This is a genomic window from Acinetobacter sp. YH12208 (assembly GCF_013418055.1).
Classification (GTDB): Bacteria; Pseudomonadota; Gammaproteobacteria; order Pseudomonadales; family Moraxellaceae; genus Acinetobacter; species Acinetobacter pseudolwoffii.
The window spans coordinates 88,003-103,235 of record NZ_VPCT01000001.1 but is presented as its reverse complement, the minus strand read 5'-3'; the positions used below and the strand labels follow the sequence as shown (position 1 = coordinate 103,235).

Sequence of the window (15,233 nt, the reverse complement as noted above, 5' to 3'; positions counted from 1 at the left end):
AGGATTGAGCTTATTGGCTGCCCTCTTGCCTGCACCGGTTTTAGTCATCGCTTCATTTACTGACCTGAACCTGTCCAAAACTCAGACTGTACTGCAACAACTGGGCTATCAACCAGATATGCTGCTGTATGCAGACAATTTCCAATCTGCACAAGAGATGATTGCCGAACATCTGCCTAACTTGATTCTTTATCACCTGACAGAAGCCTCACAGATTCATTTCATCGGCCAGATGAAACGGCATAACCCAAATACACCTGTAGTTGCCGTATTCAAGAGTGAATCCACAGCACTCATTTATTCAGCAATCTTATCTGGTGCAAATAGCTATATCCAACCTCAGGCTTCATTCATCCAGTTTGCTGAAAGCCTGAAAATTGTCTTGCGTGGCGGTGCCTATATCCATGCTGAACTGGCAGAACATATCCTGTACCAGCTCACTGACAAAACCTGTCTCAAGGTAACCGAATTGCAGCTCTTACACTTACTCAGCCAGCAAAAAACCCCAGTAGACATACAGCACCAGCTCCAGCTGACTGACTATCAGATGTATGCTCAGGTCAAACAGATCTATCGCAAACTGCTGATATCCTCTGATTAAAACCCTTGAATGCTATTTTCTGGATAGAAAAGAGGCTGAATTTTCAGCCTCTTGAGAGCATTTATTTAAACAAGTCCAATAAAATGCGTTGAGCATTATGTGGCTTTTCACCTTCTTGCAGCTGTGCCCGCAGCCAGGTTCCATCCCCTTGTAATAACCAGGATTGCTGATTATCTTTCAGATAGTTAAGCAGCCCCTGTTGATAGATGCGTTTTTTCAACGCTTCATCTTCTACCGGGAAGCAGGCTTCGACCCGGTTAAACAGGTTGCGATCCATCCAGTCTGCACTTGAACAGTAAACCCGTGCATTACCGTTATTGCTGAAATAATACACGCGGGTATGTTCTAGGAAACGCCCGACAATCGAACGTACCCGAATATTTTCAGACAAACCTGGCAATCCCGGACGCAAACTACAAATCGAGCGGATAATCAGGTCAATCTGTACCCCGGCCTGAGAAGCTTCATAGAGTTTATTGATCAACTGCATCTCGGTCAGCGCATTAACTTTGACAATAATCTGCGCCGGCTTGCCTGCTTTGGCATTCACGATTTCATTATCAATATAATTAATGAGTTGGGTATGTAAGGTAAATGGCGCATGTAACAGCTTTTTCAGCTTGGCCATTTTCCCCATACCGGTCAGCTCCTGAAAGATACGGTGCACATCTTCACACAGGTCTTTATCCGTGGTGAGCAAACCATAATCAGTATAGATTCGCGCATTACCGGCATGATAGTTGCCGGTTCCCAGATGTACATAGCGCACCAGTTTATTATTTTCCCGGCGTACCACCAGAATCATTTTGGCATGGGTTTTATAGCCAACGATGCCATAGACCACCACCGCACCGGCTTCTTGCAGGACATTGGCCACTTCGATATTGGATTCTTCATCGAAACGTGCACGCAATTCAATCACGGCCGTGACTTCCTTGCCATTGCGGGCAGCTTCCGCCAGCACCTGCACGATTTCAGAATCCGGGCCACTGCGGTACAGGGTCTGTTTGATCGCCAGCACTTGTGGATCACGTGCAGCTTCACGCAACAATGAAATGACCGGTGCAAAAGACTCAAACGGATGATGCAGCAAGATATCCTGTTTTTGCATGGCACTAAAAATATTTTCAGATTTTTTCAGTACTTTGGGAATGATCGGGGTATGTGAATCATAGCGTAAATGTGGGCGCTTGAAATTAGACAATAAGCGCGCCAGATTGACTGGGCCTGCGACTTTATAAAGCTGCTCTTCTTCCAGATCAAATTCATTCAGCAGATATTCATAAATATGCTGCGGACAATTTTCTGTCACTTCCAGACGTACAGCACGGCCAAAACGGCGTGAACTGAGTTCGCCTTTAAGCGCCTTAGCCAAATCTTCAACATCTTCATTCAGGGCCAGATCGGCATTCCGCGTGACACGGAACTGATAGCAACCGGTCGCTGTCATGCCTGGGAACAGATCCGAAACATGTTCATGAATAATCGCGGATAGCATCACATGATGCTCTTTGCCATCAGTTAATTCATCTGGCAGACGTACCACGCGTGGTAACGAACGTGGCGCTGGCACCACAGCCAGATCAATCTGACGGCCAAAGGCATCTTTACCTTCGAGAGTCACAATAAAGTTCAGTGATTTATTCACCAGACGTGGAAACGGATGTGCAGGGTCTAGGCTAATTGGCGTCAGGACGGGCGCAACCTGTTCCTGAAAATATTTTTTCACCCAGGCCGATTGTGCCGGAGTCAGTTCACCACGGCGCAAGAAACAGATATCTTCCTCACGCAGTTTTGGCAAAATTTCTTCATTTAAAATACGGTACTGGCGTTCAATCGCAGCATGTGCAGTTTTGGAAATCTGTTCCAGCACCTGCTTTGGGGTCAGGCCATCCGGACTGCGACTTTCATTGTCCAAATCTAACTGTTCCATCATTCCTGCGACCCGAATCTCAAAAAATTCGTCCAGATTACGCGAGAAAATTAACAGGAAATTCATGCGTTCAAGCAAGGGATGTAAAGGATCGACAGCCTGTTCCAGGACGCGTAAATGGAAGTCTAAAATAGACAGTTCACGATTTATATAACGATCATTATATGTATATTCGGGCTGTGCTGAAGTAGTGCTGGCTGCCGTATTCATATCAAACCTATGCGGATTTAAAATTGTGCTTATCAGTTCAAGTATGCTTCAAATTGATGACAATTTCATAAAAAAAAGCCCAAAAACTGGGCTTTTTCTTTAAATAATTATTTAAGGCAATTCTGCATAACGCATATAACGCTGAATCATGCGCTTGCGTGCATTTAAGGCAGAGGAGTTGCGATGATCCTGAAAATATTTTGGATTGGTCAGAATGGCCGCCAGAAAGATCGCTTGATCCTGAGTCAGGCTTTGCGCAGTTTTGCCAAAATAATGTTTGGCTGCGGCTTCTACGCCATAGATATTGTCACCAAATTCAATCGAGTTTAAATAGACTTCCAGAATCCGCTGTTTCGACCACATGCGTTCCATCATCCAGGTGGCCACCGCTTCCTGGCCTTTACGTACAAATGAACGCTTATTAACCAGAAATAGGTTTTTCGCCAATTGCTGGGAAATGGTAGACCCCCCAGCCACCACCCGGCCCTGATCCCGGTTTTTATTCAGCGCAGTTTGAATGCCGTCCCAGTCAAAACCATGGTGATGAATGAATTTTCCATCTTCTGCAGTGACAATGGCACGTTTCAGATTCAGGCTGATCTCATCATAGGGACGCCATTGATGTTGAATGGCTTTGGAAGGTTCCGTCCAGTAATCAATCCGCATCATCATGGTGGTATTGACCGGATTGGTTCGCCACCAGGCCAGACTGGCAAAGATCCACAATTGAATCAGTAAAATCACACTGACGATGACTAATATCGTGCGGATCAGAAAGGCTTTCATGTCAGTGCGTTACTCCTGAAAATTTGATTTTTCGTGTTAAGCTTATTCGAAATATACAATCACAGCAAAAAAAATAGCATGTCTAAATACGCTCCCCCTGTCGTACACCGCAAACTTGAAATGCAGCTCTGGTGGATCACGGCCATTTTAATCGCGATTAATGTCGGATTATTTGGCTGGCAGGCCATCAATGGTATGGATATCAGCCAGCCGAGTACCCGAGATGCGATTCTCTGGGGTGCCGATTATGCACCTTTAACCTATTTAGCGGAACCCATGCGTTTGTTTAGCAGCATGTTTTTCCATTTTGGCCTGATTCACCTGATGTTGAATATGTGGGCCTTGTATATTTTTGGTAGTGTTGCCGAACAACTGTTTGGCCGGATGTATTTTATTGGCTTATACCTGTGTGCCGGCTTAATGGGCAGTTTGCTCAGTGGCTATATGAACATTCAGGACAGCTATGATCTGATTGCAGGGGGTGTGGCCAACCCAAGTTTATTGCCGGCGGTCAGTGCCGGTGCATCCGGTGCGGTGATGGGACTCGGCGCTTCACTGACGGTATTGGCCCTGTTGCCGATGCTGCCCCAGCAACGTTTTATTCTAGATAAAAAGACCTTGGTGATGGTGATGGGTCTGAACCTGGCCATGGGCTTTATGATCAGCGGAATCAACAATGCCGCACATATTGGTGGCATGTTGATGGGCGCTTTTTTAACCTTGCTGTGGTATGCCGGACAAAAAATGCAGCGTAGCCGCCTGATCAACCTGATCGCTTTAGTGATTGGTTTTGGCCTCTGTGTGCTGCTTTATCAACATAACTTGGCCTTGATCGAAGCAATTCGCCCACTGTGGCAAGAGATTCTCGACCTGATGCGACAACAATTGCAGCTTTAAATCATTGCCGCTTTAAATACCAGCGAATTTAAAAAGCCATGGAGATGAATCTTACTGATTCATCTCGCGCAAGCTTTGTAAGGGCGGAATGTCCGACAGATAGCTCAGACGATAACGGCCAATCAGCGCACATAACACAGTCATGAAAATCGGCAGGATAATCCAGATTTCCCAGTGTGGCTGAATCATTAAATCCATACGATAACTGGCGATTGCGCTAATCACTTCGGCAAACAGACAGGAAACCACTCCGGCAAACAGTCCGATAAAACCAATTTCCAGACTCATCATGGTTTTCAGTTTTTGTTTGGAGCTGCCAAATGACCGTAGCAAGGCCACTTCACGTTTGCGTTCATCCATGAGCAGGTTCAGACAAGCCATCAGTACCAGAAAACCGGAGATACTAACCAGCACGGCCAGAATCGTCACGATCTGCACCAGTACATTCACAATACGCTTGATCTCTTCCAGAATCAGGCTGACATCAATAAATACCGTATTGGAAAATTGCTGGATCACAGACACCAGTTTGTCCTTATCTTGTTCCGGCACATAGAAACTGCCTAGATAACTTCCGGCATTGGCATCCATGCTATTCGGGGCAAAAATAAAGAAGAAATTCGGACTAAAACTTTCCCACTCGACCGTTCTTAAATTGATGACCTTCGCTTCCAGCACACCTTCAGGCAGACTGAAACTGAGCTTGTCGCCAATATTGATACCTAATTCTTCAGCAGTATTGGCTTCGACCGATACCGTGCCGACCTGTTGCAAAACTGCGTCACCACGAATAATCACATTATCCTGTGGATAGCTGTCGGACTGGGTCAGGTTCAGCTCGCGTTTTAAAGTATTATTGCTTTTGACTAATTCTGGAGCAAAAGGCTGATCATTTTTAGCCACCAGACGCCCACGAACGTTCGGATAAAGTGGTGTACTTTTCCAGCCATTCTGCTCAATTTGAGCTTTTAGGTCTGGCATGTCAAACGGCGGCAAACCATACACAAACTGATTTGGTGTACCTTGCGGCAACTGTTGCTGCCAACGCTCTAATAGGTCTGTGCGCAATACGGCTAATACTGTAATCAGACTGAGACCCAAGGCCAAAGCGGTAATCTGTAAGGCTGTTTGAGATGGTGTTCGTACATAGGCTGACAGATTCAATTTCTGATTGCGCAGCAGTTTTAAGATCAACCATACCGTCAGATACAACACTGCACATAACACAATAATCGCGCCAATTACCCAGGCAGTCAGGAGCAGATTTTCGGTTAGAATCACGCTAAAAATAATCAGGCTCAGCGTTCCGGTCAGCAGCATCCACAGCATGGATTGCACTGATTTTTCCTGCTGGCGGATTACTCGAATTGGTGGCGTGTTCAACAGTTGCAATAGGCTCGGCATGACAAAGCCCAACAGCACCACCGCACTGGTCAGCATCGCGACTGGTAATGGCCCGAGCAGCATCGCCATAGCAGAGAATTCAATTTCTAAGTTGGGAATCAGTTGCAGCATTAACTGTAATAACCCATAACCCAGACCAATGCCGACCACCGTACCAATCGACATGGCAATCAGCAGTACTGTACCGAGCAAGGCCAGATAAGCCGATAAAATCTGCTGTTTGGTCGCACCGATACAACGCATCAAGGCAATATGATCTTGATTCTGCTGGACATAACGCTGCGCAGTGAGAGCAATCGCGATACCACATAATAAAATGGTCAGAATATTGGCCAGTTGCAGGAAGGTATCCAGGTTGGCAATCGGCTTCATTAAGCGGGTATTGCCCTCACTGGCATTGCGTAACCGGAGACTGCTTTGCTCCTCAAATTCCTGTCCCTGCACTTCTGCTGGCGTTTCAGCCGAGCCGTTTTCGGACTTGAGCTGCTGCTTGAACAAGGCTTCATATTGTTGGGTATCGTCTGGACGGCCAGCCATGAGCAAGCGATATTCAATCCGGCTACCCACCTGAATCGCATTGGTGCGTGCCACATCCGCCTGAGATATAATCACCGTTGGCGAAAAGCCAGAAAATCCGAGCTCCTGATTAGAATCCTGTTCAATCTTGGCTGTGACTTTAAACGCCGCATCGGCAATATTCAGCTGATCGCCCAGTTTGACTTTGAGCAGGTCCATAGCCCGTGGACTGAGCCAGATTTCACCCGATTGAATCTTCGTTTTTGCAGGTTGCAGCTGCAGCTCGCCACGCAAGGGAAAAGCCTGATCAATGGCTTTGACATTGACCATGACAAACTGTTCATCGGTATAGGCCATGGTGCTAAAGAAAGTGACTTCTGACTGCTGTAAATCCAGCTGTTTGGCCTGATCACGCCATTCTTTTGGTAGAGGCTCATTGTCCGAAAGTACCAGATCACCGGCCAGCATTTCTGCGGCCTGCAAGGCCACTGCATTTTGAATCTGTTCATTGCTAAACTTGAGCGCTGTTGTTGCACTAATCGCCAAAGTTAAGGCAATAATTAACAGATAAATTCCGGTACTTTTAAAACTTTGTGTGAGTAGAGGACGAAATAAAGGGGTCATCTCATCCTCCACTCGGATGTTCAATCAGCTGGCCATTCAGCAGTTCAAAATGTCGCTGGCATTGCTGTGCCAGTTTGCGGTCATGCGTCACCAGCACCAAGGTCGTACCCAGTTCCCGATTCAACTGAAACAAAAGCTGTTCAATTTCCTTGGCAGTTTCACCGTCGAGATTGCCTGTCGGTTCATCGGCAAAAATAATTTTCGGTTCACTGACCAGTGCCCGGGCAATCGCGACACGCTGCTGCTCCCCGCCAGACAGGACTTTCGGGGTTTGTTGTGCCTGTCGATCCAGACCAACTTTATGCAGTAGCGCCAAGGCTTTTTGTTCAGCTTCTGCATATTTGAAACTGGGCTGTAAACGTAATGGCAGCATGACATTTTCAAGAGCAGTCAGATGTGGCAAGAGCTGAAAAGACTGAAACACAAACCCGATATTTTTCAGGCGCACCAACGCACGTTGTTCTTCATTCAATGTAGAAACCGACTCGCCACTGACGATGAGCTGGCCTGAACTGGCCTGATCCAGCGATGCCAGAATGCCTAGCAATGTGGACTTTCCCGAGCCGGAACGACCGGTAATTGCCACCTGCTCGCCTGCCATAATCTCCAGATCAAGATCCTCAAAAATAGTCAGCTGTTTTTGTGAAAGTTGTATCTTTTGTGTCAATTTCTGGGCAGAAATAATCGCCTGTGGCATGATGTTCGAATCGTTGCTACTTTGAATCATACGTGTCCTATATGAAAGATCTTAATCAGAAAACTCGGGTATTGTCTTACTTGTTTTTGCTCAGTCTGTGCCTGTTACCGCTCGGGGTATCAGCAAAGTCGATTATGATTTTAGGTGATAGTTTAAGTGCTGGTTACGGTATTCAGCCACAACAAGGCTGGGTACATTTATTACAAAAGCGTTTAGAGCAACAGTATCCGAAACAGCATAAAGTGGTCAATGCAAGTGTCAGTGGAGAAACCACCAGTGGAGCGCTAGCCAGACTGCCGAAACTGTTGCAGACGCATCGTCCAGACCTTGTGGTGATTGAGTTGGGTGGTAATGACGGCTTACGCGGACAGCCGCCGCAAATGATTCAAAAAAATTTAGCCAGCCTGATTCAGCAAAGCCAGAAAGCCAAGGCCAAAGTCGTGGTATTTGGTATGAAGATGCCGCCTAATTATGGACAGGCCTATAGCAAGGCCTTTGAAAATAATTATAAGGTAGTGAGCCAGCAATATAAGGTGAAATTGTTACCGTTCTTTATGCAGGGTGTGGCCGGCAATAAAACCCTGATGCAAAAGGATCTGATTCATCCAAATGCCAAGGCACAAACCATCCTGCTAAATAATGCCTATCCATACATTAAAGGCGCTTTATAAAGCGCCTTTAAGTTATTTTAGATTGTATTTAAATAAATTTTGCCTAAAAATCAAAGAACAATACTTCACCTGTTTCCAGTGAATATTCAGCACCGACCACTTTGAGTTGTCCTTGACCAATCAGATTTTCTAATACTGCTGAACCATGACGTAGTTGGTTAACCGATGCAAATACATTAGAACGCACGGCATGCTTGGACAATTTTGCCAAATCATTTTTCAGTTCAGTTTGCATTAAGGTTTCAACTGAAGGACGTACTCGATTCACAATCGACATCAGGTTTGCCGACGGCGGGCAATCTGGGCACATTAAGGTATCAATGGTGGCCTGGATCGCGCCACAATGACTATGACCTAAGACTACAACAATAGCGCAGTCATAGCGTTCCGCCGCAAATTCAACACTCCCGACCTGTGATGGAGCGACAATATTGCCTGCAACACGAATCACAAAAAGATCACCGAGACCCTGATCAAAAACCATTTCAGCTGGGACACGCGAATCTGAACAGCCCAGTACAATTGCAAATGGGTTCTGATCCTCTGCCATTTCTGCGCGCTGTTGGTGGCTCAGTTGTTTTGGATGCGAGGTATCACCGCTGACAAAACGTTGGTTCCCTTGTTTAAGACGTTCTAAAGCTTCTTGAGCTGTGAGCATTCTTTTCTATCACCGATGTTTTAGTTGCAATATTTTACTGCCAGTTTTTTTGAATGTCACTTGCAAAAAATCTTAGCTGCTTAAATTTTTAACATTTATCTAATTTCATTTCAGCAGGGATTTTGTGTGCAGCACATCACATTTTCAAATCATTCAATGCTGTTCAGCAAAAAACTAATGGGTGACAAGCGCCAGGATTGATTTAAAATAGAATGAAGAATAATGTTTTTATTTGACTGAAATAGCAAATTTACAACATGGAAGTATTTGAGCAATTTGCTCGCTGTGTATTTTTTGGGGAATGTGCCAATGAAGAAAATAATAAAGTTGCGCTCGAAAATAATCTGCTCGACCTTAGTCGCGTTTACGATGGCATTGCCGAGCTTTGCACATAGTCAATATATGTTTAGCCAGCCGAATGAAAAGCCTGCCAAAATATTACAACAACATCTGCTGCAGGAACGAACACAAGCTGGACTTCAATCCAAGACACTTAAAATCGGTGATGTGACCTGGAGCTATAGTGAAGGTGGTGCCAAGAACAAGCCTTCAATTCTGCTGATTCACGGTCTGGCAGGAACGCGAGATAACTGGAATCGGGTCGCACAGTTTCTGACTCCACATTATCATGTGATTATTCCTGACTTGCCGAGCAACGGCGATACCAAGGTTCCAGAGAGTTTCGATGTTTCTGTGCCCAATGTGACTTCTCAGATGCGTTTATTCATTGAAACCTTAAATGTAGACGAGAATTTACATATTGCCGGACATTCCCTGGGGGGATCGATTGCCACGGTCTATGCCTCACAATATCCATTCGATACGCAAAGCCTGTTTTTAATCAATAGTGCCGGCCTGTATAAAATGGGCAATACGCCCTATACCAAAGACCCGCAAGCCCTAAAAGACCTGATCGTCAGCAAGCCCGGTGATCTGCAAGATGTCTCCAGACAGCTGATGCAGAACCCGCCGGTGATTCCTTATCAGCTCCAGTATGCACAGGAAAAACTGCTAATTTCACGTTCTGAGCAGACCAGTAAATCGATTGATCAGGTCGTGATGCTGAACCGGATTTATACACCGGAAACCTTTGCCCGCCTGACCCGCACAGTTGAAGCACCGACCTTGATTTTATGGGGCAGACAGGACCGGATCATCAATGTCGAAGTGGTTAAAGAACTGCATGCCCTGTTGAAACGTGCCGAAACGCCGGTGATTCTGAACAATGTCGGGCATATGCCGATTCTGGAAGCAGAAAAACAGGTGGCACAACATTATTTGCCTTTTCTGGCCAAGACCCAGACCCTAAAAAACCCGCTTGCTGATAAACTCATTCCTTTAAATTAAGTTTCAGAGCCGTTATGCAGAAACACCCGATGATTGAGCAGTTGATCGATGCTCAACTTGATTTTCTCGATCAGGCATTTTCTCAATCTGAAACGATTCAAACTGAATTTCATGCGTTTTATCTGTGGTTGCGTAAACAAAACCTGAAAGATCTATGGAGCTGTGATCTGATTCATCAGCTTTTGCAAAAACAGATTCTGGATACTGCTGCCAGCAGCTTTCTGATTGAGCAGATTGCTGAGCATATCCGTTTTGCACTGGTGCATCCGGCCAACGATACGACCAAAATTGCCGATGTGATTCCAGTCCTGACCGTGGATAAAATCGCACAATATGTTGCCAGTAAAAGTGGCCATCGTCAGCGTCTGATTAAGACCGTCGTGAATAATCCGGCATTTTCGGCCATGATCACGCAACTGATCCAGCATTCCATTCAGGATTATCTGGATAATTCTGTCATCGCTAAAAGCGTGCCCGGGGTTTCCCGTTTTATGAAAATGGGCAAGTCGGTACTGGAAAATGTCACCGATACGGATCTGGACAGTACTATTGCGCGTTATCTGCAAAAGAATATTTTAAAACTGAGCCAGATGAGTGAACATGTGCTGAACCAGCACTTTGATGATGAAAAACTTTATCATTTTCAGGCCAATCTCTGGCATAAAATCAAAGATATGCCGGTATCGGTATTGAAAAATTATATTGAGCTTCAGGATTTAAATCAGACAGTCGGTTTAGGACATGAGATCTGGGATCATTTGCGTCAGACGGATTATCTAAAACAGCAAGTTCATGATGGAGTTCATACCTGGTATGTACGCAATCAGGAACATACTTTTGACAGCTTGCTGCGTGATCTGAATATTGATGAAGCCTTAATCCAGCATGAGTTACAGCAATTGTTGAACCCGATCATTCAACAGATGGTTTCACAAGGTCATTTACGTGAACGTGCCCGCATCTATCTGGAACAGTTTTATTATTCAGAAGATACTTTGAAGATTCTTAAAGTATAAAGCTTAAAAAGCCGCTCGAGAGCGGCTTTTTAAATTGTTTAGAAGTTATAGGTCAGTCCGACAAAGACTTCCTGACGATCCAGATAATAATCATTTGAAGCATTTACTAATTTTTTATCAAATAAATTATTGAGACCACCTCTAACAGTCACTTGATCGTTCACTTCATAATTCGCAGATAAGTTAAATACCGTATGTGGTTTTTGCATCACCATCGTATCTTCAATACTTGCCGTATATTGTTCACCGGTATATTGCGCTGCAAGTTCCAATGAAAGTGGATCAGTGGGAGTCCAGTTGAGTGCACTATAAACGGATAACTCGGGAATCGTTGAAAGATTTCTGCCAGTCACTAAGTTTTTTGATTCAAAATAATAGGTTGCATTGGTCTTCCAGCTTAAATTCTCTAAGAGTGGTAATGCCACACTTGCTTCCAAGCCCCGTACACGCGCTTTTTCAGCATTTTGATATTGTGTCCACCACACCCCATTAATTTCTCCTAAAGCACGATATTCAATTTTATTTTTAAAATCTGTGTGGAAATAAGTTAAACCGAGATCAAAATCATTTTGAGCAAAATTAAATCCAAGTTCATAGTTGATACTTTCTTCAGGCTGCAGGTCTGCATTACCCGCCATATAACATCCGCCCGATACATAGCCTAAAGGTTTCAAGGATGTACATCCATTCCCCCCTGAACGCGTCGCTGCACCTGCAGTATTCTCTTTGAGTGAAGGAGCTCTAAAGCCCTGAGCAACACCACCTTTAATGGTCAATGCATCATTTGGTTGCACCACCAAATAAGCACGTGGACTATTATGTGTGCCAAATTTATCGTGATGATCAAAACGATTACCAAGGGTCAAATTGACTTGATCATTAAAAACAATTTTATCTTCAACGAACAATGCCCAAGTATCTCCTTCTAGCTCTGAACCATATTCTTTGCCGTCATAACTTGGAATAGCCAGCCCAATATTACGGGTATTAACCAGTTCTTCTGATTTCCATTGACCTCCCACTGTCGCAACATGCTCCACACCTAATTTAAACGGAATATTGAGATTAGCTTCTACAATGCTTTCCTTGGATTTTTGTGTGGTCGGCCCAGTCTCTGTCACCTGACTTTGATCATAATCATTGTAGTAAGCCGTAATTTTTGAATCACCGAAACCCCATTGAGCATCATGTGATAGAGACACTGAACGATGTTCTAACTCAGATGGACCCCATGCTAATAAAGCCTGTTCTTTACCATCCACCACCTGAGGCGTGGTCGAGGCATTATTCTCTTGCAAGCTATAACCCAGCTCTAAAGATAAGCTATGAATATCGTTCGGCGTATAATCAAACTTTAAGTTCGCATTCTGATCACGACTACCCGATTGTCCGGTTGCTTTACTTCCTGCCATTCCGGGAAGATTACGGTCAGAGGTTTGATAGCCTTGATCCGCTTCCTGTTCAGTGATCCCGACTGTGGCACGCATACCTAGTGTATCGGTTAAAGGGCCATATCCCACGAGTCCTGATTGAATGGTTCGCCCTAAATCCGAAGATGTCGTTGGCATGGTATGGTTTAAGGTCAATGAGCCACCCCATTCTGAAGGGATTTTTTTGGTAATGATGTTGATCACTCCACCCATCGCATCAGAGCCATATAAAGAAGACATGGGTCCACGTACAACCTCAATACGTTCAATCATTTCTGGTCTCACCCAGTTTAGATCTTGATGTCCTAGGTTTGCACGATAATTGGTATCTCGAGAAGAGCCCACACGTTTACCATCAATTAAGATCAGCGTGTAATTGTCAGGCATCCCGCGTAATTGTATTTTTGAACCTGCCCCATTTGAACTTAGGCCCCCTGTTACGCCGGGCACGCGTTTCAAGATATCGGCCAGACTTGAAACAGGCTGTTTCTGTATGTCTTCTGCCGTAATGACACTAATTGAAGCTGGCGCAGATTTAACATCAACTGCCTGTCCACTCGCAGTCACCACAATCGTTTGTAATTTGGTCGCATCAGCCTGTACGATTCCCTCTTTTTCTTCAGTAACTTGGTCTTGCGCTTGGACTGAAACAGTCATTGCTGTAAATACTGCGAAAGCTAAAGTTGTTTTTAAGAAGGGCTTATTCATACCTTGCACGTCCTAAGAGTTATGAAGAGATCATGTTTATTCGGTTGCGAAGTGTAACAGGGATTTCCACAAATGCAATTACTATTGATAATTATTATCATTAACATTTATTAAACTTAAAGCCAGATATAAAAAAACCTCGAAAGTTCGAGGTTTTTTAGAATGCGATAAATGAACTGTTCTATAGAACAGCTTATTTCATATACGCACCTTCAGATTGGCTATGATCCGTTTCATCAACGACATGCATCAATTCAGGAATATGCTGCTTTAGCGTGGTTTCTACCCCTTGTTTCAAGGTGATATCAATCGCTGAACAACCCTGGCAACCACCGCCAAATTTAAGCACCGCTGTTAAGCCATGCTCTGGGTCTTCTTTGACTTCAACCAGTGCACAGTTACCGCCATGCCCTGCCAGACCCGGGTTAATTTCAGACTGCAATACATAGGTAATACGCTCTTCTACCGATGCATCTGGCCCCACACGTGGCACTTTAGAGTTCGGTGCACGGAAGGTCAGCTGACCACCAAAACGGTCTTTGTTGTAGTCAATCACGGCATCAAGTAAATACGGAATAGATGGCGAGTCGATAAAAGCAGGGAACTCAGGATATTCCTGCTTATAATCTGTCGGCACAACTTCATCAGGTGCACTATAGGCCATGCAACATTCAGCGCGAGGAGTACCCGGATGTTCTACAAAAACACGCACACCAATACCCGGGGTGTTCTGTTTATCCAGTAAATCCTTTAAATACTCTTGTGCTGTTGGTGTAATCAATAAGTTGGGAATTTCACCAACAACTGGAGTGCTGCTGTTCTCAGTCGACATAACAATAATTTCCTCAAGCTCAGACGGCTATTTTAACTGAAGATCGGGGGGAATTTTTAAAAATCAACTAAAATTGTCGGATTTATTATAAAAGTACAACTTTAGTGCAATTTTAATGGCATGATAATTGGCAAATAGGCACCATTAGAATTACTTTATATGCTTGATTTACCTTTTAATCACACCGTTACCATTATTCTGATCACCTGTATTGTGTCCTTTATTGCCTTCTCTAAAGAGACGGTGATGAATCGCCTGATTTTCTGGCCACCGGCACTGCAACGTGGACAATATGACCGCTTTATTAGCCATGGTTTTATTCACGCCGATGGAACTCACCTGCTATTCAATATGATTACCCTGTTCTTTTTTGGCAGTGTGATCGAGAGCTTTTATCGTCAGTATTTATATGATCTGGGTTTTATTCTGTTCTATCTGGGCGGTCTGATTGCAGCTATTATTCCAAGTTATCTGACCCATAGAAATAATCCGCGCTGGGCCAGCCTTGGTGCATCAGGTGCAGTCTCTGCGGTGCTGTTTGCCTATATTCTGTTTGAACCGTGGAAGCTGATTTTCGTGTTCTTTATACCGGTTCCTGCGATTATTTTTGCCGTGCTCTATGTGGCTTATAGCATCTGGTCAGGCAAAAAAGGCAATAGCAACATTAATCATAGCGCGCATTTGTGGGGAGCAGCCTACGGCGTGATCATGACCATTATTCTGGAGCCACGCCTGATTCCGCATTTCCTGAATAAACTGATGCAGGTTCCGTTTTAATCAGGGTTATTGAAGGCTAGAGAAATAAGGCTACATATAAGATAAGCTTGATATTTCCGCTAAAAATAAATGAGAGCGCCATGGCTCTCTTATTTATTTGAAACATCTCGTAATATATTAAAAAGT

The 15,233-nt window shown here is 44.5% G+C and carries 14 protein-coding genes; 7 read left to right on the top strand and 7 right to left on the bottom strand.

Features of this window, described 5'->3' with window-relative positions; genetic code table 11:
* The first annotated feature begins 13 nt into the window (after nucleotides 1-13).
* A complete protein-coding gene (locus FTU95_RS00435; protein WP_180077202.1) occupies nucleotides 14-601 on the top strand; it encodes a response regulator in 588 nt (195 codons plus the stop codon).
* Between the two features lie 61 nt (nucleotides 602-662).
* On the opposite strand, the gene ppk1 is transcribed toward FTU95_RS00435, so the two are convergent.
* Entirely contained in the window at nucleotides 663-2,744 is a 2,082-nt protein-coding gene (gene ppk1 / locus FTU95_RS00430; protein ID WP_100355284.1) for a polyphosphate kinase 1, read from the bottom strand.
* Nucleotides 2,745-2,855: 111 nt separating this feature from the next.
* Complete coding sequence (gene mtgA / locus FTU95_RS00425) at nucleotides 2,856-3,530, bottom strand: monofunctional biosynthetic peptidoglycan transglycosylase (RefSeq protein ID WP_005096252.1); 675 nt, start codon at nucleotides 3,528-3,530, stop codon at nucleotides 2,856-2,858.
* Nucleotides 3,531-3,608: 78 nt separating this feature from the next.
* Between mtgA and FTU95_RS00420 the strand changes: the two genes are divergently transcribed.
* Nucleotides 3,609-4,427, top strand: a complete 819-nt coding sequence (locus FTU95_RS00420) for a rhomboid family intramembrane serine protease (protein WP_005096251.1) — start codon at nucleotides 3,609-3,611, stop codon at nucleotides 4,425-4,427.
* Nucleotides 4,428-4,478: 51 nt separating this feature from the next.
* On the opposite strand, the gene FTU95_RS00415 is transcribed toward FTU95_RS00420, so the two are convergent.
* Both FTU95_RS00415 and FTU95_RS00410 read right to left on the bottom strand, forming a co-directional pair.
* The gene (locus FTU95_RS00415) at nucleotides 4,479-6,971 is read right to left on the bottom strand and encodes an ABC transporter permease (protein WP_180077200.1); all 2,493 of its coding nucleotides are present in this window, start codon (nucleotides 6,969-6,971) and stop codon (nucleotides 4,479-4,481) included.
* A 1-nt stretch (nucleotide 6,972) separates the two neighbouring features.
* Entirely contained in the window at nucleotides 6,973-7,698 is a 726-nt protein-coding gene (locus FTU95_RS00410) for an ABC transporter ATP-binding protein (protein ID WP_180077198.1), read from the bottom strand.
* A gap of 11 nt (nucleotides 7,699-7,709) precedes the next feature.
* Here FTU95_RS00410 and FTU95_RS00405 point away from each other — a divergent pair, with 11 nt between their 5' ends.
* Complete coding sequence (locus FTU95_RS00405; protein WP_100355288.1) at nucleotides 7,710-8,339, top strand: arylesterase; 630 nt, start codon at nucleotides 7,710-7,712, stop codon at nucleotides 8,337-8,339.
* A gap of 43 nt (nucleotides 8,340-8,382) precedes the next feature.
* Here FTU95_RS00405 and FTU95_RS00400 read toward each other — a convergent pair whose 3' ends face one another.
* Nucleotides 8,383-8,997 (bottom strand): carbonic anhydrase, encoded by a 615-nt coding sequence (locus FTU95_RS00400; RefSeq protein WP_005096244.1) that lies wholly within the window; start codon nucleotides 8,995-8,997, stop codon nucleotides 8,383-8,385.
* 257 nt (nucleotides 8,998-9,254) lie between these two features.
* On the opposite strand from FTU95_RS00400, the gene FTU95_RS14950 reads away from it, so the two are divergent.
* Genes FTU95_RS14950 through FTU95_RS00390 form a run of 3 tightly spaced genes read left to right on the top strand, consistent with a single transcriptional unit; the run spans nucleotide 9,255 to nucleotide 11,360 of the window.
* Complete coding sequence (locus FTU95_RS14950; RefSeq protein ID WP_257220083.1) at nucleotides 9,255-9,392, top strand: hypothetical protein; 138 nt, start codon at nucleotides 9,255-9,257, stop codon at nucleotides 9,390-9,392.
* Nucleotides 9,367-10,344 (top strand): alpha/beta fold hydrolase, encoded by a 978-nt coding sequence (locus FTU95_RS00395; protein WP_257220082.1) that lies wholly within the window; start codon nucleotides 9,367-9,369, stop codon nucleotides 10,342-10,344. Before FTU95_RS14950 ends, FTU95_RS00395 begins: the two co-directional genes overlap by 26 nt.
* A gap of 14 nt (nucleotides 10,345-10,358) precedes the next feature.
* A complete protein-coding gene (locus FTU95_RS00390) occupies nucleotides 10,359-11,360 on the top strand; it encodes a hypothetical protein (protein WP_180077196.1) in 1,002 nt (333 codons plus the stop codon).
* A 38-nt stretch (nucleotides 11,361-11,398) separates the two neighbouring features.
* Here FTU95_RS00390 and FTU95_RS00385 read toward each other — a convergent pair whose 3' ends face one another.
* Nucleotides 11,399-13,498: a TonB-dependent receptor domain-containing protein gene (locus FTU95_RS00385; RefSeq protein WP_180077194.1), complete on the bottom strand. Its 2,100-nt coding sequence runs from the start codon at nucleotides 13,496-13,498 to the stop codon at nucleotides 11,399-11,401.
* Nucleotides 13,499-13,691: 193 nt separating this feature from the next.
* Complete coding sequence (gene nfuA, locus FTU95_RS00380; RefSeq protein WP_005096238.1) at nucleotides 13,692-14,330, bottom strand: Fe-S biogenesis protein NfuA; 639 nt, start codon at nucleotides 14,328-14,330, stop codon at nucleotides 13,692-13,694.
* 159 nt (nucleotides 14,331-14,489) lie between these two features.
* On the opposite strand from nfuA, the gene FTU95_RS00375 reads away from it, so the two are divergent.
* The gene (locus tag FTU95_RS00375; RefSeq protein ID WP_180077192.1) at nucleotides 14,490-15,107 is read left to right on the top strand and encodes a rhomboid family intramembrane serine protease; all 618 of its coding nucleotides are present in this window, start codon (nucleotides 14,490-14,492) and stop codon (nucleotides 15,105-15,107) included.
* The last annotated feature ends 126 nt before the right edge of the window (nucleotides 15,108-15,233 follow it).

What these genes read in the sequence shown, in the direction of transcription:
- ppk1 (WP_100355284.1), bottom strand. Translation starts at nt 2,744, where the DNA reads ATGAATACGGCAGCCAGCACTACTTCAGCACAGCCCGAATATACATAT.
- mtgA (WP_005096252.1), bottom strand. Translation starts at nt 3,530, where the DNA reads ATGAAAGCCTTTCTGATCCGCACGATATTAGTCATCGTCAGTGTGATT.
- FTU95_RS00420 (WP_005096251.1), top strand. Translation starts at nt 3,609, where the DNA reads ATGTCTAAATACGCTCCCCCTGTCGTACACCGCAAACTTGAAATGCAG.
- FTU95_RS00415 (WP_180077200.1), bottom strand. Translation starts at nt 6,971, where the DNA reads ATGACCCCTTTATTTCGTCCTCTACTCACACAAAGTTTTAAAAGTACC.
- FTU95_RS00410 (WP_180077198.1), bottom strand. Translation starts at nt 7,698, where the DNA reads ATGATTCAAAGTAGCAACGATTCGAACATCATGCCACAGGCGATTATT.
- FTU95_RS00405 (WP_100355288.1), top strand. Translation starts at nt 7,710, where the DNA reads ATGAAAGATCTTAATCAGAAAACTCGGGTATTGTCTTACTTGTTTTTG.
- FTU95_RS00400 (WP_005096244.1), bottom strand. Translation starts at nt 8,997, where the DNA reads ATGCTCACAGCTCAAGAAGCTTTAGAACGTCTTAAACAAGGGAACCAA.
- FTU95_RS14950 (WP_257220083.1), top strand. Translation starts at nt 9,255, where the DNA reads ATGGAAGTATTTGAGCAATTTGCTCGCTGTGTATTTTTTGGGGAATGT.
- FTU95_RS00395 (WP_257220082.1), top strand. Translation starts at nt 9,367, where the DNA reads ATGGCATTGCCGAGCTTTGCACATAGTCAATATATGTTTAGCCAGCCG.
- FTU95_RS00390 (WP_180077196.1), top strand. Translation starts at nt 10,359, where the DNA reads ATGCAGAAACACCCGATGATTGAGCAGTTGATCGATGCTCAACTTGAT.
- FTU95_RS00385 (WP_180077194.1), bottom strand. Translation starts at nt 13,498, where the DNA reads ATGAATAAGCCCTTCTTAAAAACAACTTTAGCTTTCGCAGTATTTACA.
- nfuA (WP_005096238.1), bottom strand. Translation starts at nt 14,330, where the DNA reads ATGTCGACTGAGAACAGCAGCACTCCAGTTGTTGGTGAAATTCCCAAC.
- FTU95_RS00375 (WP_180077192.1), top strand. Translation starts at nt 14,490, where the DNA reads ATGCTTGATTTACCTTTTAATCACACCGTTACCATTATTCTGATCACC.